This window comes from Rhodococcus sp. NPDC057529, from assembly GCF_042802055.1.
GTDB lineage: Bacteria > Actinomycetota > Actinomycetes > Mycobacteriales > Mycobacteriaceae > Rhodococcus_F.
Genome location: NZ_JBHVEY010000016.1, coordinates 113,511 through 134,222 on the forward strand (window position 1 = coordinate 113,511; position 20,712 = coordinate 134,222).

Below are 20,712 nucleotides of genomic sequence, written 5' to 3' on the forward strand. Positions count from 1 at the left end.
GTTCTGTTTTGGTTGTCTGTGAGAGTGTGGGGACGAGTGAGTTAGATGAGGCCGCGGCGGCGTGCCTCGTCGGCGAGACCCGAGCGCCCCCACTGCACCGCGAGATTCGACGGATCGAATTCGACGGACCCGCCGAGCGATTCCGCGATCGCCTGGAACTGGGCGCCTTCCTCGAGTAGTACGACGAACTTCGCGAGGTCGAGCAGTCCGCTCCGGCCGAGAACGTTGACCCCGCCATTCGCTTCGAAGACGGCCACCAGATCCGGGTCGTGTTGCAGGCGTTCGAGAATGAACTCGCCCGCCGATCGCGACCGGTCGATGTGGGGCGGAATCTCGCGGGAGAGCGTCAGGCGCTGCGAGGCCGCGTACCTGATCGGCAGCGTGCGGTGGGTCTGCGCCCACCCGCCCAACCACGGGGTGTGAATGTGCACGACGCTGGTGATCTCGGGGTGCTGCCGAAAGACAGTGGCGTAACCGGTGACGAATCCCGCAGAGCCGTTGCCCGAGAGCACCTCACCGTCGAACGTCGCGACCACTGGTGAGACACTCGGATCGTCTGCCCACGGACCGGGGTCGTTGAGCGCGACAGCGATCTCGGTGCCGGGGACGCGTTCGACGAAGTTGACCGTGCCGTTGGCCGACACGGTCCCGGTGCTCCGGAAGACGGCGACCGCCTTGTCGGCGTCGCTGCGCGCGGCCTCGACGAACGTGGCGATCTGCGGGTCCAGTCGGTTCTCGGTGGTAGTCACAGCAGGTCCTGTCCGGAAGTGATGGGTGATGTGCGTTGCAGCAGGGGCAGTACTTCTTCGCCGACGCGGTACGCCTCCTCGAGGTGGGGATTTCCGGCGAGGATGAAGGCGTCCACGCCGAGTTCGCGTAGTTCGTCGAGACGTTCGGCGACCTGCTCGTAACTGCCGACCAGGCCGAATGCGGGGCCACCTCGGATCAGGCTGAAGCCGCACCAGACGTTGGGCTGGACTTCGAGGTCCCGGTAGCCGGTGATGTGTTCGGGTACCCAGCCCTTGATGCGAGCCGCCCCGACGGAATCGCCCTGCGCTGCCCGGTTTGCGGCATCCTTGTCGACGAAGGCCCAGCCCTTCTCGATCTCCGCCCAGGCCGCTTCTTCTGTGTGGCGGGCCACGATGTCGATCCGCACAGCAAACTTGGGGGTGCGCCCGAGTTTCGCGGACTGCTCTCGTACGCCGTCGAATTTTTTCCGCAGGTCTGCGTACGGCTCGAGCCAGGACAGGTAGTAGTCCGAGTGCGTGCCCGCGGCGGCGACGGCGGCCGCGGACGAGCCGGAGAAGTACACCTCGGGGAACGGCTGTCCGGCCAGACCAGGAGCCAGAGCGGCACCGTCGGTGCGGAAGAACCGACCGTCGAAGTCGAATGGCTCTCCGTCCCAGACCCCTCGGAGGACGTCGAGGAACTCGGACGTGCGGGCGTAGCGGTCGTCGTGATCGACTTTGTCTCCCCACCACAGCTGAGGGGCACCACCGCCGCCGCTGATGATGTTGTAGACCAGCCGGCCTCCGGTGGCGCGTTGCAGGCTCGCGGACATCCGGGCCGCCTGCACCGGGTGCAGGAACCCGGGCTGGAAGGCGACCATGAATCGGTACGTGGTGGTCTCGGCGGCCAGCGCGGCCGCGGTTGCCCAGGGGTCTTCCGTCATCGGGAAGGACGGCAGCAGACCGCCCAGGAAGCCGGCCGACTCGGACGCCTTCGCCACCGCGGCCATGTGGTCGATGTACCCGTAGCCGTCGAGTTCCCCGCCCCGAATCGCCGGAGCGATATTGCCGGGTCGGTGCCCACCGGCGTCGCCGCGGTTGTAGCGCCGCGGTGTGCGCAACGACGCGTGATCCCCTTCCATCCCGATGCGCCAGTAGAAGTCGATGCTCATCAGTGCGCCTCCTGTGTGGCGAGGGTGCGTCCGGTGGGATCGACCAGATGCAGAAGGTGCTCACCCGTGCGGTGGAGTTCCTCGATGTGCGGGCGTCCGACCAGGACGAAGCCGTCGGCGCCGCGCTGGCGCAGCGACGACAGTTGCCGTGCGACGTCCTCGTAGCTGCCGACGAGTCCGGTGCTCTGCGGGTGGCCGAGGCGGTCGAAGCCCGCCCACCGGGACTCGCCCCGGTCGAGGGCGCGGGGATCGTCGATGCCGGGGCCGGGGTGGACTTCCCGCCACAGGCGCTCGACGCGTGCCCACGCCTCGTCGGATGTCTCCCGCGCGATGACCGGTACCCGCAGCAGCGTTCGCACCGATCGCCCGTGCTCACGTGCCAGGGCTGCCAGGGTCTGCGCGGGACCCTCGAAGCCGGATTCGGTCAGCGCGAACTGATGCACGTCACCGTGGCGGGCCGACAACGCGAGGGCGTCCTCGGAGTCCCCGGTGAGATGAACGACGGGGAACGGCAGTCCGGACAGGATGCCGCGGAAGCCGCCGTCGATCACGTCGTAGTAGTCGCCTGCGAACTCGTACCCGGTGCCTCCGAAGCCGCCGGGAAGGATCTCCTCGTCGTTCCACACCCCGCGGGCGACGGTGAGGAATTCGGCGGCGCGGGCGTAGCGGTCGCGGCCGGTGACCCGATCGCCGCGCGAGCGCGCGTCTGCGGGATCGGTCTCCACCGCGAGGCGCCACTCCAGTCGTCCACCCGACAGCCGTTGCAAAGTGGCCGACATCTTCGACGCGTAGACCGGGGTTCCGAAGCCGGGGTGGAATTCCACGGCGACCCGTGCGTGGCGTGTCTGGCGGAGTGCGGCCGCGGCCACGATCCAGGATTCCTCGCCCGACGGGTCGTATCCCGCGACCACACCGTCGACGCCCGACAGTTCCGCGGCGTGGATCACCTGGGCGAGTTCGTCGAAGGGGCCGAATCTGCCGGGGCGCAGATCGGTGGCGACGCTGTGTGGGGTCCCGACCCCGAAACCACCGCGGGTGCCGAGTTCGGTGGCGACCCTGCGTCCGTCACCGCGGGTCGGTAGTTCCCAGTAGAAGTCGGTCACTGCGCTGCCGCCGTCTCGGCGTCGAGCTGGGCGCGGGCCTGCCGGAGCGGTTCGTGCGCGACCCACGAGGCGAGGTCGAAATCGTGGGCGAGGAAGCCGTGGGCGTAGAGGAACTGCTTCTGCACCCCCAGCAGATCCACCCGTTCGTCGGACAGGCTCAGGTGAAGGCCCGTGTGAAAGTTCTCGCCGTATGCGGCGACGACGCCTTCGGGTCCGGACTGGGTTTCGGTCTGGAACACCGCACGTACCTGTTCTACGTTCGCGGCCGCCCAGTCGGCGGCGCGCAGACTCTCGGCGAGAAGCCCGATCACGATGTCAGGCCGCTGCTCGAGAAGGTCTTGGTGCACGGTGACCGGTCGCGGGGTTCCGTTGTTGACCCGGTCGCGGAGGGTGTCGGTGGAATCGAGGTCCACGGCCACCGCCAGTCCGTGCTCTCGTGCCACCTCCTGCGCCCGGGCGCCCTTGACGTAGATCGCGTCGACGTCACCGGCCAGCAACGGCTCGACGCCCCAGGTGGTGTTGCGATCGGGATTGGCGGTGCGTACCTGCGGGGCCGGCGTCGTCGGGACCTCGACGAGGTGCACGTCGGCGAAGGTGAGACCGCCGAGTCGCAGAGCGGAGGCAAGGCCGTGCAGCGCCATGGCGCGCGGGAAGCTGCGTGCACGATCGGCGGCCCAGGCGGGGATCCCGATGCGGAGTCCTCGCAGTCCGGTGGCGTCGCGGACGTCCGCTTCGCCGCGCACCACGATGGCCTGGGCCTCGTCGATCCAGGTGAGACCGATCAGCCGGGTCGGGGATCCTTCCGCCCGCGCGGCAAGAGCGGGGACGTTGCCGCCTTCACGGATCAGGCCCGGCAGCTGGTGATCGAAATGCCGTACTGCCAGTTCGGGGCCCGCGTCCTGCAGCACACCGAATTGCACCCCGGCCGTCTCCGCGGTGCGCCCCAGCCACCCGAGGTTGTTCGCGAGGCCGCTCGCGGTGGGCACCGGGCAGCGGGTGTACCAGAGCGTGTCGATGGCACTGCCAGTTGTCACCGTCATGAAATGTCCTGTCTGGTAGAGGATGGGCGACCTACGCCCAGCTGGGCGAGGAAGGTCGCTCGGTAGCGCAGCGCCTCGGGGTCGTTGCGGTCCCGCGGGCGCGGGAGGTCGATGTCGACATCCACCGCGAAGCCGCCGTTGTCGAGGATCAGGACCCGGTCGGCCAGCCGGACGGCTTCGTCCACGTCGTGGGTGACGAGCAGAACGGCGGGGCGGTGCCGGGCGACGAGGTCACCGACGAGATCTTGCATCTGCAGCCGCGTGAGGGCGTCCAGCGCCGCGAACGGCTCGTCCAGCAGCAGCAGTTCCGGTTCCCGAACGAGGGCGCGGGCGAGCGCGACCCGCTGCGCTTCGCCACCGGAGAGGGTGGCGGGCCACGCACGGTCCTTGTCCGCGAGGTTCACCTCGGCCAGCGCGCGCCGCGCGTTGTCGCGGGTGCGCTGTGCCCGCTTCTGCCCCACCGACACATTCGCCAGCACCCGCTTGGACGGGATCAGCCTCGGCTCCTGGTACACGACCGTGCGTTGCCTGGGGACCAGGACGTCGCCGCCGTCCGGCGGTTCGAGTCCCGAGAGCAGTCGCAGCAAGGTCGTCTTTCCGGTGCCGCTCGGGCCGAGCAGGACGACGAACTCGCCACGAGTGATCTCGAGGTCGATCCCGGAGAGTACGGTCTTGTCGCCGAACGACTTCCGCACTCCCGACAGCGACACCGCCAGGGGTGATCCGGTGCGTCGTTCCGCCGCGGTCGTCGCGGTGCGTTCGCGCGGCGCCAACGGTGGCAACGGTGCCTCTGCGGCGCTCATCGGGTCACCGACAGCTGCCGCCACGGCATCGCGAATTTCTCGATCACACGAACCACCGCGTCGAAGACCAGGCCGAGGATTGCGTACATGACGATGCACAGGACCATGTAGTCGGTGCGGTTGTACTCCTGCGCGAGCGTCACGAGGTAGCCGATCCCTTCCCGGGTACCCACCTGCTCTGCCGCGATCAGTCCGGTGATGCTCAGCGACAGGCAGATTCGCAGACCCATCAATACCCCCGGTAGTGCGGTCGGCAGGATTGCGCCGAAGACCAGTCGCCAGCCGGTGAGCCCGAACCCGCGGGCGGCCTCGACCATCTTGCGGTCGACCCCGCGCACTCCGAGGTAGGTGTACGCGTACATCGGGGCGAGGGTGGCGACCGTGATGAGGACAACCTTGAACGATTCGTCGATACCGAACCAGGCGATGAACAGCGGAACGAGCGCCAGGAAGGGTACGGCGCGGTTGATCTGCATCGTCGAGTCGATCAACTCCTCCCCGAGTGCGGAGAGGCCGGACAACACCCCGAGGACGAGCCCGATCAGGACACCGCACCCCACACCCAGTGCGGCCCGCTGCAGCGACGCGAGGCCGAAGTCGAGCAACTGACCCGACTGATACAGCTCCACGAACGCCTGCCACACCGCGGGCGGCCCGGCGAGGATCTCCGGGCTCAACAGCCCCGACGACGACCCGATCGACCAGGCGGCGACGAGCAGGGCGGGTACGAGGAAGCGCAGGGGGATCGAGATCCATCGAGGCCGCTCACGGGTTCGGCGATAGCGGGGTGTCTCGAGTTTCGGCGCCGCAGGCGCGTCGCCGCGCACCGAACTCGACAGGGTCACCACCGAAGTCACTTGCCCTCGGCCGAGGTGGTCTCGAGCGCCGCCGGGAGATCGAAGATCACGTCACTGCCCTTCAGGGGCTGTTGGATCACACCGTTCTCGGCGAAGAGCGCCGAGATGGATTCCAGGTCGAGGGCATCGGCTGCGGTCGGGTACCGGAAGTTCGTGATCTGGCCACCGAGCGCAATCGCGTCGTCGAGTCGCTGACCCGACAGGGCTCTGGGGCCGGTCTTCTCGAAGACGTTCTCGAATGCGGCCGGATCCTGCTGCTGCTTCTCCGTCAGCTGCTGCGTCACTTCGAGAAACTTCTCGACCACGTCAGGATGCTCCTCGAGAACCTTCGTCCGGCCGGCGATGATGGTGCTGTCCACCGAACCGATGCTCGCCTCGGTGGCGATCTCGACCGCGCCCTTCGCCTTCGCCTCCTGGTACGGGATCAAAAATGACGCCCAGGCGTCGACCTGACCGGTGGAGAACGCCGACGCGGCATCCGCCTGCTGCAGCGGCACACGCTCGACGGAGTCCACAGAAATTCCGGCCTGAGTCAAGGCCTTCAGGGTGATGTACTCACCCTTACCGGCCGGGTTGACCGCGATCCGCTTGCCGGGCAGATCCGCCACCGACGTGATCCCGGACTCCGGTCTGGCGATGATGCCCGCCTGATCCTTGTTATAGGGGTCGGACGTGGCGAAGATGCGGACACCGACATCCTTGGAGAGGGCACCGACCACGGGACTGTAAGCGCCGGTCTGGATGTCGAGTTCACCGGTGTTGAAGAGTTTCAGGTTGGAACTGAATCCCGGTGTGGTCTTGACCCATTCGATCTTCGCGCCCAGAGGCGCCAACGCCTCGTCATAGGTTCCGTCACGCTTGCCAACGGCGATCGCGCCGGAGTTGCCCGGATCGAAGACCTTCAGCGTGAACTCGGCGCCGGAACTGGCACCTGCCGGCGAATCGGAGGATCCACACGCCACCGCCAACCCGGCGAGCGGGATCAGGGCGAGCGCTGCGGCGGCTCGTGGCAGGCGGCGAATGCGGGACATGTGGGTAGCTCCTTCAACGGACGAATCGTCAGGTGTGACGACCGTTGACGCTATGTTCTCCGCGTCCGAATTCCTCCGGTTTGTTTTCTACAGATCGGAAACCTTGACAACGTACAGAAACGCAGTTCGCCGAGTTTTCCCCGACAATCCCGGTTGAACCGGGCCTTCATTTTCCAGTTAATGGAAAGTAGGGTCTCCAGCATCCGGGTATGAGAACGCCCCCGCATTCGGCCGATCGGCCCCCACAGGAAGGACTGCTCGTGACCGACTCACGTGCCACGGGAGTGCAGACGGTGACACGGGCACTGACGATGCTCACCTGCTTCGGCGGAGGTGAAGAGCTGGGCGTCTCGGAGATCGCCAAGCGTCAGGACCTGGCCGTGAGCACCACCCACCGCCTACTCCAATCGTTGGTCGATGCCGGCTTTCTCGACAAGGACAAGACGTCCAACCGCTACCGGCTCGGCAGCGCGCTGGCCGCTTACGGTCAGATCTCCTACCGCCAGCACCGCATCTATCTATCCGAGCCCTACCTCGAGCAGCTGGCCGCGACGACAGGTGCGTCCGCCTCGCTCGCCATGCGACACGGCCACGACGTCGTCCTCCTGGGATTCAGCCGCTGGAGGGAGACGGACGGACACGTACTGCAAGGGGTGCGGCTGCCGCTGCACGCCAGCGCTCTCGGCAAGGTCTTCCTCGCGTGGTCCGACACCGACGACGAAGACATCGCGTCACTGCCCCGAGTGGCGACCACACCACGCGCCATCACCGACGTGGCAGGTATCCGGGAAGAACTCGTCCGCACCCGCGAACGCGGATACGGGTTCAACGACGAGGAATTGACTCCCGACTTCCGCACGATCGGACTGCCGATCCGCGACTCCGACGGAGTTGTGCGTTTCGCGCTCGGCCTGCGCGGGCCCACCGAACTCATGATCGACGCGCGCATTCCATTCTTCGTCGACCTCGCCCGCGTCACCGCCGACGAGATCGCCGCAGTCCTGCTCTGAAGCGACCGCGCTCAGAGGGCTCGGACACGAGGCCTTCCACGGCGCCCATGGGTGACGCCGAGACTGCATCATGCACACCGACAGCCACCTCGGATTTATCCGAACTCCTCGCAACACTGTGCAGCCTGCGTCCCGAAACCACTGACATCGGAACGGATCTGCGTCGGAGCCGACTGCAGCCGATTACTCTCCCCGGTGTCTGCCGGGCATGCGCAGTTGATGCACCTCTTCATGTCAACGACGTAGTGCGTCGGCACCCCTGGGTCCGAGTACTGGCTTGATACCGGTGAGCTGCTGATTGCGGACCTGCCCCTGTGCCGGCTGTTCCAGGGATGCAGGCGCAGCCAGATCCGCTCGGACACCGACCTGGACCCTGGCCGGTGGCGAGTTCGAGTCGAAGCGCGTTGGCTGCCATCCAGAGACCACCTTGGACAGGCCGAGTGTCTTGTCGACCGCGAACCGGCTGAGAACCGAGCCGATTTTGACCCAAAGGTCCTTTCGCGGCTCGTAAAGCTGGGACGAGGGCGCGGGTGAGGTGGAGAGGCCTGGTGAGGTTGGCCTCGATCGTCTCGGCGATTGCGTCCTATTGAGCGAACAGACGGTCGCCGTATGGGAAAGTCGCCCTCGTTGTTCACGAAGACTGTTGTGTCGCCAACCCCGCCCCTAAGCCTGGATCCGTGGAGACTACGCCGGCCGTAACGGCGTGTGAATAACGAAAGCGCCTCCCGTAGTGAGACAATCAAGATTCTCACGTCACAATTGTCCACATACGGAAGGGCACTTTCAGTGCAATCATCGCACACGTTCACAGCTGGATCCGCGGTGTTCGACGAATACAATCTCGTGTCGGCGGCAGGGTTGGTCCCGGTCCTCGCACTCGCCGAACAGGCCGGCCTGTCGGAGCTGATCGACGCCCATGTCGACCTCACCTCCACGCGGGTGGCCTCGGGTGCGGCGAACCCGGTCGGGAAACTGACCTCGATCATCGCCGGGATGTGCGTCGGAGCGGACGTCATCGACGACATGAACCTGCTCCGGGCCGGTGGGATACCCGCCCTGTTCGACCAGATCTACGCACCGTCGACACTAGGGATAGTCCTGCGCGAGTTCACCTTCAGGCACTCCCTGCAGCTCGGGGCGGTGCTGCGCCGACACCTGATCGCCCTCGCCGCCCGCACACCCCTGCTGCCCGGCATCGAGGAGCGGGCGTTCCTCGACATCGACTCGCTGCTGCGCCCGGTCTATGGACACCAGAAACAAGGAGCGTCCTACGGGCACGCGAAGATCGCCGGCCGCGCCCTGCTCCGCAAGGGACTGTCGCCGCTGGTCACGACCCTGTCCACCGCGCAGGCGGCGCCGGTGATCGCTTCAGATGCGGCTGCGGGCCGGCAAGACAGGCTCCGGGCGTGGCGCCGCATCCCAGCTGCGCTCGGCGATCACCACCGCCCGCGCCTGCGGGGCGACGGGCAAGATCATGGTCCGCGGGGATTCGGCGTTCGGCAACAAGTTCGTCGTCGGTGCCGCGGTCGCCGCCGGTATCGAGTTCTCCCTGGTGATGACCCGGAATCCGCGGATCACCCGGGCGATGGAGAGCATCGACGAGCGGGAGTGGGTGCCGGTGCACTATCCCGGCGCGGTGACCGACCCCGATACCGGGGAGTTGATCTCCGACGCCGAGGTCGCCGAGACCTCGTACACCGCGTTCTCGGGCCGGCATCAGGTCACCGCCCGCCTGATCGTGCGCCGGGTCAAGGACGCGAACTACCCGGATGCGTTGTTCCCGGTCTGGCGGTATCACCCGTTCTTCACCAATTCCGACCTGCCGACTGTCGAGGCTGACATCACGCACCGTAAACACGCGATCGTGGAAACGGTGTTCGCGGACCTGATCGACGGACCGCTCGCTCACATCCCCTCCGGTCGTTTCGGCGCGAACAGCGCCTGGGTGCTCTGCGCCGCGATCACCCACAACCTGCTGCGCGCTGCCGGCACCCTCGCCGGCAGCCGTCACGCCGTGGCCCGCGGGGTCACGCTGCGCCGGCGCCTGGTCAACGTTCCCGCACGATTCGCCCGGCCTGCACGCAAACCCGTGCTCCACCTTCCAGCTCACTGGCCGCGACAAGTCGACTGGACAACCCTCTGGGACAACATCATCGACTACGAACCACCACAAGCGGCCTGACTCCGACACCCCGGCCACACGGCCCCGACCCAGGAACACGAACGTGGATAAGCTGACAACCCGGTCAGCGGATCAGCCACGCCCCGAACACAGTCGCCCATCGGCATCACCAAATAGATCGACCCGACAATCACGGAGATCACCGATCCACGGATTGAGGCTAAGAAGCCGGATACAGATTGGGGATGTCGCTTGGTGCGGAGTGTGGCCCCGTCGAGCTACCAGTGTTGCCCATTGCACCGACCGCTGCTTCAGTCGTACGCCGACGAAGAAGCCCGCGCCCGTAGTCACCCTCCGGCTAAACTATCCGCATACTGTCAGATCCACTGTGCCGCAATAACTGAAGACTCATAGGAGGGGAGATCCCATCTGCGGTGTCCGCGGTAAGTCGCCGATACAGAACTCCTAAAAGTGAGTCCGTCCCAGGAGAACATCAAACCTACGAACCTAGACTCGTATCAGCTTGAGCCTGCATTTGGAGCCGACTTCATTACGTGGTCGAGCACGTCCATGAGGTCCCCGTGCTCATGCAACTGCGTCTGCTTGAAGACCTGACCGATATTGTCGCGGACGGCTTCGGCAGTGATGTCGTGGTTCGTGTAACCCGACACTTCGCCGAGTACCCACTTGGCGACCAGGCCAGCAGTGGAGGTGAGCACTTGGCCGGTAAAATCACACGACTCGTGCGCCATGTAGACGACGGCCGGAGCGACCTTAGCGGGCTGTGCGTACTCTGCCTCGAAATTCATGAATGCTTCGATTTCGGGGCTCCAAGCCTCGTCCTCGTCGGTGTTGAGCTCGCCAGTCATTCGAGTCCAGGCGCCAGGTGCGACTGCGTTCACCGAGATTCCAGCTTCTGCGCCCTCGGCGGCCAGAGACCGGGTCAGCGAGTACACGGCGGCCTTCGCGGCAGCGTAAGCAGCGTTCTGAGCCCAGCCGAACATCGCGCCAGAGCAGACATTCACGATTCGCCCGTAACGGGCTTGGACCATATGATGCCGCGCAGCCTGCAGGACGTTGACAGGGCCGAGGAGATGAACGCCGAGTTCCTCCTGGAACCACTCGGTCGGAGTCTTGGCGAACGGAATCACCGGGTGAAGGATCCCCGCGTTGTTGACGACCACATCCAAGCGGCCGAAGTTGGCGATTGCGTCGCTGACGATGGATGCAGCCCCGTCTCGGCTGGCTACCGATGCGCCGTTGGCTACAGCCGTGCCGCCACGGGCCACAATCTCATCCGCTACCGACTTCGCAAATATGTCTGAGCTGCCAGTGCCGTCGAGTTCGCATCCGACGTCGTTCACGACAACCGATGCGCCTCGCTCAGCCAGACTCAGGGCGTACTCCCGACCAATTCCTCGGCCTGAACCCGTCACGATGGCAACGCGTCCGTCGAATCGAAGTTCGTTTGCTGAGCTCATTTCTCAATCCTTCGCTCTCAAGATCGTTGATAGGGCGTCATTCTTCGGTGCTGGTGCGACCTGAGGTAAGTAACTTGACGGTTAAGTTGCTGACCGCGCCTCTGGAAGATCCGGACACGTCCTACACCGCGCCTTTTGGGAGGACTCGATTAGGTGCTGCACTCGCGACAGCCCGTCGATGCGGCGGGGAGACATGATGCCCTTTTGCGGGCACCTAGCCGGTGGTCGTATTCCCGATATCGAATGAGAAGGCTGCTCCAAACGGCTTTGAGGGAAAATTGAGTAAGTCATTTCCCTCATTGGCTTTTCCACATTTCTTTCTGAGTGAATTTACAATAACTTTCCTCGCCAGTTCCTCGGACCTACCGGACCGTCAGTCCCCTGGCCGCCGGTTCAGTGGTGGTGCGGGGTATGCTCTCGCTAAACTGCGTATCTCGTCTTGGACACAGTTCGATTCGGGGACGACCTGCCACAATCGCTCGATGAATCGGTGCGTCGTCAGTCCGAAGTGTACAAGGATTTCCTCCTCGGTAGCGCCCCCGAAGGGTGCCCACATAATGGCGAATTCGATAATACGCTCCGCCTCGGGATCAGGATGATTGCGTTTGCGGTTGGCTTCGATCCAAGCGGCGTGACGCCTCTGACGCCACTGGCGATACTCACGAGAGTTCATGGGAATTCACACATCTAGTCGGGACTGCAGAAGCCTTGGTCGATTTTGTGGAATCGCCCGAAGCGAGGGAATACGGGGAATGTCAGTCGCGCTCGACCTGACCGTCAATTACTTATGCCACGCCGTGCTAGGCGCAGTCTTCAGCCGCGCCCAATTCAAGTCAACCCGACAACACCGAGGAATCATCCGAGCGAGGCTGAACGGCGGTGGTCCATGCGATCGCCGATATTGATTTCGGTCCGGAGTGGTCCGAGTTGCGCGATCACCTTCTCGCCGCGTCGGAATATGCAAAGACCTTCAGTCACTGGTCCTTGAGTATGCGACACAGCTGTGAGAATGAGCACGCCATCCTCGGGCACCGAGCTAGGACCTAGATCCCGCCGCACTGTCAGAGTTCGCGGCTAGGAGATCGAGTGCGATATCGACGATGAGGTCTTCCTGTCCGCCGACAAGGCCGCGGCGGCCGACCTCGAGAAGGATGGTGCGCACGTCGATGCCGTACCGCTGGGATGCGGCTTCGGCGTGCCGGAGGAAGGACGAGTACACGCCGGCGTAGCCCAGGGTGAGGGTTTCCCTGTCGACGCGAACCGGCCGGTCCTGCAGCGGCCGGACGAGGTCGTCGGCGGCATCCTGCAGAGCGAACAGGTCACTGTTGTGCTTCCAACCCTGCAGGTCCGCGACAGCGATGAACGGTTCGATCGGGCAGTTGCCGGCGCCGGCGCCGTGCCCGGCCAGCGAGGCGTCGACCCGGGTGACGCCCTCTTCTACGGCGACGACGGAATTGGCGACCGACAGCGACAGGTTCTCGTGGGCGTGGATGCCGATCTCGGTGGCCTCGTCGAGCACCTCCCGGTAGGCGCGGACCCGGTCACGGACGCCGTCCATAGTCAACCGACCACCGGAGTCGGTGACGTAGACGCAGTGCGCTCCGTAGGACTCCATGAGCTTGGCCTGGGCGGCGAGCTCGGGTGCGGTGGTCATGTGGCTCATCATGAGGAAGCCGGAGACGTCCATGCCGAGTTCCCGGGCTTTTCCGATGTGCTGGGCGGCGACGTCGGCTTCGGTGCAATGGGTCGCCACCCGCACCGACCGCACGCCGAGGACGTAGGCGTGTTCGAGTTCGGCGATGGTGCCGATGCCGGGCAACAGCAGGGTGGTCAGCCGGGCGTGGGTGAGGTTGGCGGCGGCGGCTTCGATCCATTCCCAGTCCGTGTTGGAGCCGGGGCCGTAGTTCAGCGATCCGCCGGCGAGTCCGTCGCCGTGGGCGACCTCGATGCCGTCGACACCGGCGGCGTCGAGCGCGGCCACGATCTTGCCGACGTCGTCGGGGGTGATGCGGTGGCGGACGGCGTGCATGCCGTCGCGGAGGGTGACGTCTTGGATGAACAGCTGTGTGGTCATCGGGTTGCTCCCTGTGCTGCCGTCGGGGCGGCGATCGTGTCGGCGACGGACTCGGCGTAGCGCACTGCGGCCGAGGTCATGATGTCGAGGTTTCCGGCGTAGGCCGGCAGGTAGTGGGCGGCGCCCTCGACCTCGAGGAACACCGTCACCTGGTGGGTGGGGGCCGCCGTGTCCCCGGCGGCGAGCAGAGTGTGCACGGGTTGGCCGTCCAGGACCGGGGTGATCTGGACCTGTTGCTTGAGCCGGTAACCGGGTACGTACGTCGCGACGTGGTCGACCATCGCCTGGATCGAGTCGCGCACCATGTCGTGAGTGGCCGGGTCGGGGGCGGAGATCAGGCACAGGACGGTATCGCGCATGATCAGCGGCGGGTCGGCCGGGTTGAGGATGATGATGGCCTTGCCGCGGCGGGCGCCGCCGACGGTTTCGATGGCGTGGGAGGTGGTTTCGGTGAACTCGTCGATGTTCGCGCGGGTGCCCGGTCCGGCGGATTTCGAGGCGATAGAGGCGACGATTTCGGCGTAGGCGACCGGTGTCACGCGGGAGACGGCGGCGACGATCGGGATGGTGGCCTGACCGCCGCAGGTGACCATGTTGACGTTGGTGGCGTCCCGGTGTTCGTCGAGGTTGACCGCCGGCACCACGAACGGGCCGAGGGCGGCCGGGGTGAGGTCGATCAGCCGTTTGCCGAGCGGTTCGAGCAGGGCGGCGTGGGCGGCATGTGCCTTGGCGGAGGTGGCGTCGAAGATCACGTCGATCTCGTCGAAGTTCGGCAGCTGAAGCAGGCCCTGGACGCCGTCTGAGGTGGTGGGGACGCCGAGTCGGCGGGCGCGGGCGAGCCCGTCGGAGTCGGGGTCGATGCCCACCATTGCGCCCATTTGCAGGACGTCGGAGTGGCGGATCACCTTGATCATCAGGTCGGTGCCGATGTTGCCGGATCCGATCACTGCGACGGTGACCTTGCGGGTGTTCTCGCTCATGGTTGTTACTCCTGGGTGAAGGTTGCGGTGACCGATCCGAGACCGGTGATGTCGGCGCGGACGGTGCCGGCGGTGTCGATGGCGGCCATCGGTCCGAGGGCGCCGGACAAGATCACGTGGCCGGCGAGCAATGGTTGCCCGAACTCGCGTGCGGTGCGCGCGAGCCAGGCCAGGGCTCGCAGCGGGTCACCGAGGCAGGCGGTGCCGGTTCCGGTCGACACCTCGGTGTCGTCGATGGACATCTGCATCTGCGCGGCGACCGGGTCGAAGGAGTCGAGGGTGCGCCGGTCGGCGGCGAGGACGAACAGTTCGCTGGACCCGTTGTCGGCGACGGTATCGCCGAAGGTGATGTCCCAACCGGCGATTCTGCTGTCGACGATCCAGAGGGCGGCCACCGCGTAGTCGACGGCGGCGCGGATCTGGCGTCGTCGAGCCGGCCGTTACCCAGGTCGTCCGCGAGGACGAACGCGATATCCGCCTCCACCTTCGGCTGCAGCAGACGCGACAACGGGATCGGAGTGGTCTCCTCACACCGCATGTCGTCAAACAGCACACCGAAGTCCGGTTGGTCGACACCGAGCTGCTGCTGGACCGCCGGGATGGTCAGGCCGATCTTGCGGCCGACGACGCTCGCTCCGGCAGCGATCCGGCCGGCAACGATCCGCTCCTTGACGGCGTACGCCGCCGCGACGTCGTCGGCACCGATCAAGTCGCGAACCGGAGCACACGACGTGAAAGTTGAGGCGGCGGTAATCAACCGGGCAGCGGCAACAGCCCCGGTGGCGGCAAGCGTCGGGAAAGGAAGGTCTGTGCCTTGAGGTGTGATCATCTGACTTCCAGGTGTGATCGTGGGTGACGTTGCGGCGTGGTCATGAACTCGCGGATCCGTCCAGGACTCCGCATGGTGTGGGAGCGGACGGTGGTTCCACTGTTGCCGCCGGGTCATCGGGCGCCAAGCATAGCGTTCCGCTGAGTCGAACGCACTCGGTATCGTGGACGACGACACCAGGAACAGCGGAGGTGGAAACGGCATTGTCCGACCAGACTTTCGACCGCACAACGGTGCTGGGCAAGGTCATGATGGTGCTGCACGCATTCACCATCGAAGACTCCGCCGTTTCGCTGGCCGAGTTGGGGCGCCGAACATCCATCCCGAAGGGCACGTTGCATCGCGTCCTCTCCGACATGGTGGCGGTGCGAATACTGGACCGCACCGGCGCCGGCTACCGACTCGGCGGATCCCTGTTCGAACTGGGCATGCGGGCATCGGTCGAGCGCAGCCTCCTCGAGGTAGCAACCCCGTTCATGGAGGATCTGTACGTGCGCACCCACGAGACTGTGCACCTAGGTGTCCTCGACGGGACGGAGGTCCTATACCTGTCGAAGATCGGCGGCCATCGGCAAGCAAGCGCACCATCGAGAGTCGGCGGCCGAATGCCATTGCACTGCACGGCCATAGGAAAAGTTTTGTTGGCATATGCCGACCACACACTGCAGGAGAAGGTGCTGTGCGGTGCACTCCCCCGTCACACCCCTCGCACCATCGTCGTACCCGGCCCACTACGCACTCAACTCGACCGCATCGCTACCGAGGGCATCGGCTTTGAATACGAGGAATCAGCCACCGGGATCGTGTGTGCGGCCGCACCAGTACTCGAAGGCGACGAGACCGTCGCCGCGATCAGCGTCACCGGTCCCTCCCACCGCTTCCGACCCGACGCCCACGCTGCATCTATTCGCGCGGCAGCCGAAGGGATCGGGGTCACCCTGGCTCGACGAAATCGCCTCCTAGAATACTGAATACACCTGATCCGGAGTCAGACTTCACGCCGACGATCAACCCAACTAGCGCCCATACCCACCAGAATGCCGAGCAGCTCCATCGAAGGCTGATTGCCCACGGCAACCCATGCGCAACCCCGCGGTCGTTCTTGGTCGGACCACCAGTGGCGCACCATCCCGGCGGCGAGGCGGCCGTCGATGTTCTACCAAAAATGTCGAAAATATCTTGACTTCTCAACTTTCGGCAATAGGATTGCGCCATGACGACTCTTGATGGCGTATATGAGCCACCTGTTTGGGACTGGGTTCGGAACCAAGTCGACAGGTTTGAAATATCGAATGGCCTCGACGGGAACTGCTACCAGGACAATCCACAGTGGCCGATCGTGGTCATCACATCTCTGGGAGCGAAGTCGGGCAAGATTCGAAAGAGCCCGGTGATGCGGGTCGAAAAGGACGGCGTGTACGCCGCTGTCGCTTCTCGCGGTGGCGATCCCGTGAACCCGACCTGGTACTACAACTTCCTTGCAAACCCAGAGGTCGACCTCCAAGACAAGGACGTGAAGCACCGCTATCGAGCACGTCTCGCGAACGACGAGGAGCGTGCGCTGTGGTGGGAGCGAGCGGTGAAGGTCTACGAGCCGTACTCGGAATACGCGGAAAAGACCGATCGAGTTATCCCCATCTTCCTGCTAGAGCGGGCCTGAACAACCTCAACCCGTACGCACGCAGTACCAGCACGCGCGTGATGGCACTGCGTGCGTACGGATTCACGGTCGTCGAATCAGCTCAGCAAATGGCGCGGTTTGCGCTCCCACTCTGAGGTCACCCGCGGTGTCCGCAGCGAGGCGAAGCGTCGCGGTATCCCGCCGATGCGAATCGCGCCGGGCACAGTACATAGTCTGCCTCGAATCGATCCCGCACCGGCCCGCCGAACACGGACCGTAGCCAAGCAACGAAATTGAGCGTACCTATAGTGTCCGCGGTCAAGCCGCACGAACGAGCAGAACTGGAATCAGATATGGGGCAAGTCCTTCAAGGCAAGGTCGCACTCGTCACCGGAGGTAGTGCCGGCATCGGTAAGGCTATCGCCTCGCGCTTCGTTGCCGAGGGCGCCGAGGTCGTCATCACCGGTCGGCGGCAGACCGAGCTGGACGTCGCCGTCGCCGAGTTGGGAATAGGCGCGAGCGGCATTCGAGCTGATGTCTCCAAGGTGGACGACCTCGACTCGGTGTACGACCATATCCGCACCGACCACGGCGCACTGGATATCGTCGTCGCGAATGCGGGCGGCGGAGTCGGCACTGTGGCGCTCGGCGAGATAACGCAAGAGCAGTACGCTACCGTCTTTGACACCAACGTCAAGGGAGTCGTATTCACTGTTCAGAAGGCACTGCCCCTCTTTCGCGAATCCGCCTCAATTATCCTCATCGGTTCAACGGCGTCCTTGAGCCCCGGCACGGGCATGACGCTCTACGCATCGAGCAAGGCGGCCGTGCGAAACCTTGCGCGCTGCTGGACCATCGACCTGCAAGGCACCGGAACTCGCGTCAATGTGCTCTCCCCTGGAGCGACCCTCACGCCCGGCCTGCTCACGATCAACCCCAACGATGAAGAAGGACTCTTGGATGGGCTGAAGTCGATCGTGCCGCTCGGTCGTATCGCCGACCCGGACGAGATTGCCAAAGTTGCCTTGTTCCTGGCATCCGACGCGTCGAGCTACGTCCAGGGCGCCGAGCTCTTCGCCGACGGAGGGCTCGCCCAGGTCTGATGTCACGCCAATCAGCGTCCGTGCAAACGACCAAGTCTCGTATCCCGGATCTCCCTGTTCACCGGGTCCGCCGACTTCAGTTCTCAGTAGGCAGCGATTCGCTCGCCCGTGCCGAGCGTATCGCTGCCGTGGTCTGCGCCGAGGTCGTCGAGCCGCGAAGGGAGCATCCTCCGCGCCTGATCACCGTGGCTCCTTTCGCGGCATCCCTTGCTCTCGACTCAATTTCGAGCGCCGAGTTCGATAGATAGGGTGAGTTTCCGCCGCCGCCGCTCGCGACGCACCGCAGGCGCGTGAACATTAGGAGGATAGATAGACCATGGTACGACAGTCGCTACTTCAGGTTCTGAGGCCTTACACCGGCCAGTGGGACTGGCAACTCGAAGCCCGGTGCCGCTATCTGGACCCCGACGTATTCTTCGCCCGGGACAACGAGACCAAACCCGGACGAATCCGTCGTGAACGAGTCGCGAGGAGAATTTGCCACGAGTGCCCTGTCCAAGCGGTGTGCCGTGACTATGCACTGTCTGTCGGCGAGCCCTACGGCGTCTGGGGCGGCACCTCCGAAGCGGACCGAAGGGGCTTCACACACCAGCCTGAGACTGCCGCGCAAGAGCCGTTACGGTTGACCGAGCTGTACCGCTCCCTGGCCATGGAGGCAGACACCGAATCCGTTGAGTGCGAAGCGGGATAACACTGCCGAGCGGACAGGTACTGCCGCCTATCGAGAGCCTGTCGCTCAGCGGAAAATCCTCTGTCCCGACCAGTCGTCCTGCCAGACACGATGATGCAGACTAGCGCACCCACGCATTTATACTGCATAACACCACATCTGGTCATCTTACGACGCCACACCTATCAAAAGCTCGGCGCACCCAATCTCGTTGCAGCGCCTCGACAGATGCTCGCCCGCAAACTTTTCCACTCTAGAACTTCTTTGTCGACGACTGCTTCCGCCTCGAAGTTGAGTGGATGCTTCCAGAGAGTTAACGCGCTTGGCCTGATCGATCTGCCACTTGAATCCGCGTGCCAGGTACGGTTGATCGAAGTAAGACACCCGACAGTTCCGCCTTCAGCGTGTTGCTCGGATACATACTGGCTCTTTACAAGACCTTAAACTGGCGGTCTCACATCAGTTCTGCCGAGATGGCTGGGAGAGGTAGACAGGTAGAGTCGCTCGCGTTTTGCTCGATCTCCCCTGGTCTGCGAGCTGCCAGGCGGGTTAGTGAGGATTTGGCAGACGCAGACACGGAAATTGCTTTTAGCAAATGCCTAAGTTGGTGAAGAATTCTTCGCTTGGAGGCCGCCCGTATTGCTGCCACGTCAAAGCGAATCGAATGCGCACTCGTTCCTCGTGAGTCACGAGACTGTAATTCTCATGTGACCGCACTAGTACCGTCGGTCGGCGAAATTCGCCTGGTCACCGGCTGGCCAGCTGGTATGTCGTGATGCATGCGATCGCGCTTGGTACGCAGGTATCGCACGTTGTGAGCCGTCTCAACGGTAGGAATTGCCACTCGGCTGGTGATCTCAAGTCCATATCCCTCGATGCCGCCGTACTTAGCAGGGTTGTTGGTAATCAGGCGCAGCCGGCGGATACCGAGATCGTTGAGTATCTGCGCCCCCACGCCGAAGCTGCGGGAGTCCACCGGCAGCCCCTGGGCTGTGTTGGCGTCGACGGTGTCGAGTCCTTCTTCCTGTAGTGCATAGGCTCGAATCTTGTGTCCGAGACCGATGCCCCGGCCCTCGTGTCCGCGGAGATAGACGACTGCGCCGGCTCCTTCACGTGCGATCGCGAGGAAGGCCTGCTCGAGCTGGGCTCCACAGTCGCAGCGTAGAGAGCCTACGATGTCGCCGGTGAGGCATTCCGAGTGCACTCTGACCAGTGCGCCTTCGGCGGATTGGCCAGCAGCCACGACGTCGCCCATCACCAAAGCAAGGTGCTCTGTTCCATCGATGACATTGCGATACGCCATCGCCCTGAAGTCGCCGAATTCAGTTGGCATGTGCGATGTTGCGATCAGATCGACTAGCCGCTCCGTTCCCCTTCGGTGGCGAATCAGATCTGCGATGGTAAGGAGAGGTAGGTCGTGAGTGGCTGCGAAACGTCGTAGCGAGTCGCCACGGCGCATGGAGCCGTCATCATCGACTACTTCTCCAATTACTGCGACGCCGGAGAATCCTGCCATCGTAGTAAGGTCGACGGCGGCTTCGGTGTGTCCGGCACGGGTAAGGACGCCGCCATTTCGTGCGCGAAGGGGAAAGATGTGCCCGGGTCGGTGAAGGTCGGTCGGGGAAGTGGACAGATCGGCTAGGGAGCGAACTGTCCGCGTTCGATCTTCGGCGGAAACGCCGGTACCGGTAGATATGTGATCGACGGTGACAGTAAACGCAGTCCCTTGAGCATCACTATTGTCGTTCACCATGGGAGGAAGCTGCAACGCATCGGCGCGTTCAGCAGTCATCGGTGTGCACACGATGCCGGTGGTGTGGCGGACGAGGAAGGCCATTAGGTCGGCCGTCATTGACTCGGCCGCGCAGATGAGGTCACCTTCGTTCTCTCTGTCGACGTCATCGACTACCAGGACGAACCGTCCTTGCGCTAGGGCTGTTACAGCCTGCTGTACTGATTGGGAGGCTGTTTGCCAGCTCATGGTTCTCCTCGGGTTTCCACACGTATAGCGCGCATGCGAACGTGTGTTGTTGCAGAGAGCAACGGTGCCGATCGTCGCACGGAGCGGCTACCGCGCCGCGACTGGCA

16 protein-coding genes and 2 pseudogenes are annotated in these 20,712 nt (G+C 64.4%); 6 read left to right on the forward strand and 12 right to left on the reverse strand.

Annotation, left to right across the window (positions count from 1 at the left end; translation table 11 throughout):
- Positions 1-41: 41 nt before the first annotated feature.
- Genes ACFU5V_RS28620 through ACFU5V_RS28650 form a run of 7 tightly spaced genes read right to left on the reverse strand, consistent with a single transcriptional unit; the run spans position 42 to position 6,734 of the window.
- A complete protein-coding gene (locus ACFU5V_RS28620; protein WP_378703267.1) occupies positions 42-749 on the reverse strand; it encodes a class II aldolase/adducin family protein in 708 nt (235 codons plus the stop codon).
- Positions 746-1,900 carry an LLM class flavin-dependent oxidoreductase gene (locus tag ACFU5V_RS28625; RefSeq protein ID WP_378703268.1) on the reverse strand — a complete coding sequence of 385 codons (1,155 nt, stop codon included), beginning with the start codon at positions 1,898-1,900 and terminating at the stop codon, positions 746-748. Before ACFU5V_RS28625 ends, ACFU5V_RS28620 begins: the two co-directional genes overlap by 4 nt.
- A complete protein-coding gene (locus ACFU5V_RS28630) occupies positions 1,900-3,003 on the reverse strand; it encodes an LLM class flavin-dependent oxidoreductase (protein ID WP_378703269.1) in 1,104 nt (367 codons plus the stop codon). Before ACFU5V_RS28630 ends, ACFU5V_RS28625 begins: the two co-directional genes overlap by 1 nt.
- Complete coding sequence (locus ACFU5V_RS28635) at positions 3,000-4,043, reverse strand: ABC transporter substrate-binding protein (RefSeq protein WP_378703270.1); 1,044 nt, start codon at positions 4,041-4,043, stop codon at positions 3,000-3,002. Before ACFU5V_RS28635 ends, ACFU5V_RS28630 begins: the two co-directional genes overlap by 4 nt.
- Positions 4,040-4,846, reverse strand: a complete 807-nt coding sequence (locus ACFU5V_RS28640; protein WP_378703271.1) for an ABC transporter ATP-binding protein — start codon at positions 4,844-4,846, stop codon at positions 4,040-4,042. The genes ACFU5V_RS28635 and ACFU5V_RS28640 overlap by 4 nt, the downstream gene beginning before the upstream one ends.
- On the reverse strand, positions 4,843-5,703 hold the full coding sequence (locus ACFU5V_RS28645) for an ABC transporter permease (RefSeq protein WP_378703272.1): 861 nt from the start codon (positions 5,701-5,703) through the stop codon (positions 4,843-4,845). Before ACFU5V_RS28645 ends, ACFU5V_RS28640 begins: the two co-directional genes overlap by 4 nt.
- Complete coding sequence (locus ACFU5V_RS28650) at positions 5,700-6,734, reverse strand: NrtA/SsuA/CpmA family ABC transporter substrate-binding protein (RefSeq protein ID WP_378703273.1); 1,035 nt, start codon at positions 6,732-6,734, stop codon at positions 5,700-5,702. The genes ACFU5V_RS28645 and ACFU5V_RS28650 overlap by 4 nt, the downstream gene beginning before the upstream one ends.
- A gap of 260 nt (positions 6,735-6,994) precedes the next feature.
- Between ACFU5V_RS28650 and ACFU5V_RS28655 the strand changes: the two genes are divergently transcribed.
- Positions 6,995-7,744 carry an IclR family transcriptional regulator gene (locus ACFU5V_RS28655; protein WP_378703274.1) on the forward strand — a complete coding sequence of 250 codons (750 nt, stop codon included), beginning with the start codon at positions 6,995-6,997 and terminating at the stop codon, positions 7,742-7,744.
- Between the two features lie 786 nt (positions 7,745-8,530).
- Positions 8,531-9,926: pseudogene (locus ACFU5V_RS28660) on the forward strand (IS1380 family transposase).
- A 458-nt stretch (positions 9,927-10,384) separates the two neighbouring features.
- On the opposite strand, the gene ACFU5V_RS28665 reads toward ACFU5V_RS28660, so the two are convergent.
- From ACFU5V_RS28665 to ACFU5V_RS28680, 4 genes and pseudogenes are all read right to left on the reverse strand, one after another.
- Complete coding sequence (locus ACFU5V_RS28665; RefSeq protein WP_378703275.1) at positions 10,385-11,347, reverse strand: SDR family NAD(P)-dependent oxidoreductase; 963 nt, start codon at positions 11,345-11,347, stop codon at positions 10,385-10,387.
- Positions 11,348-12,383: 1,036 nt separating this feature from the next.
- Positions 12,384-13,421: a 4-hydroxy-2-oxovalerate aldolase gene (gene dmpG, locus ACFU5V_RS28670; RefSeq protein WP_378703276.1), complete on the reverse strand. Its 1,038-nt coding sequence runs from the start codon at positions 13,419-13,421 to the stop codon at positions 12,384-12,386.
- Positions 13,418-14,401, reverse strand: coding sequence for an acetaldehyde dehydrogenase (acetylating) (locus ACFU5V_RS28675; protein ID WP_378703277.1), 984 nt, complete (start codon positions 14,399-14,401; stop codon positions 13,418-13,420). The genes dmpG and ACFU5V_RS28675 overlap by 4 nt, the downstream gene beginning before the upstream one ends.
- A 5-nt stretch (positions 14,402-14,406) precedes the next feature.
- A pseudogene (locus tag ACFU5V_RS28680) lies at positions 14,407-15,230 on the reverse strand (2-keto-4-pentenoate hydratase).
- 203 nt (positions 15,231-15,433) lie between these two features.
- On the opposite strand from ACFU5V_RS28680, the gene ACFU5V_RS28685 reads away from it, so the two are divergent.
- The 4 genes from ACFU5V_RS28685 (at position 15,434) to ACFU5V_RS28700 (ending at position 18,645) form a co-directional block, all read left to right on the forward strand.
- Positions 15,434-16,201: an IclR family transcriptional regulator gene (locus ACFU5V_RS28685; protein WP_378703278.1), complete on the forward strand. Its 768-nt coding sequence runs from the start codon at positions 15,434-15,436 to the stop codon at positions 16,199-16,201.
- Positions 16,202-16,443: 242 nt separating this feature from the next.
- Positions 16,444-16,890: a nitroreductase family deazaflavin-dependent oxidoreductase gene (locus ACFU5V_RS28690; protein ID WP_378703279.1), complete on the forward strand. Its 447-nt coding sequence runs from the start codon at positions 16,444-16,446 to the stop codon at positions 16,888-16,890.
- Between the two features lie 269 nt (positions 16,891-17,159).
- Entirely contained in the window at positions 17,160-17,954 is a 795-nt protein-coding gene (locus ACFU5V_RS28695) for an SDR family NAD(P)-dependent oxidoreductase (RefSeq protein ID WP_378703280.1), read from the forward strand.
- 316 nt (positions 17,955-18,270) lie between these two features.
- Positions 18,271-18,645 (forward strand): WhiB family transcriptional regulator, encoded by a 375-nt coding sequence (locus tag ACFU5V_RS28700; RefSeq protein ID WP_378703281.1) that lies wholly within the window; start codon positions 18,271-18,273, stop codon positions 18,643-18,645.
- Positions 18,646-19,327: 682 nt separating this feature from the next.
- On the opposite strand, the gene ACFU5V_RS28705 is transcribed toward ACFU5V_RS28700, so the two are convergent.
- Complete coding sequence (locus ACFU5V_RS28705; protein WP_378703282.1) at positions 19,328-20,605, reverse strand: bifunctional 3,4-dihydroxy-2-butanone-4-phosphate synthase/GTP cyclohydrolase II; 1,278 nt, start codon at positions 20,603-20,605, stop codon at positions 19,328-19,330.
- Positions 20,606-20,712 lie beyond the last annotated feature (107 nt).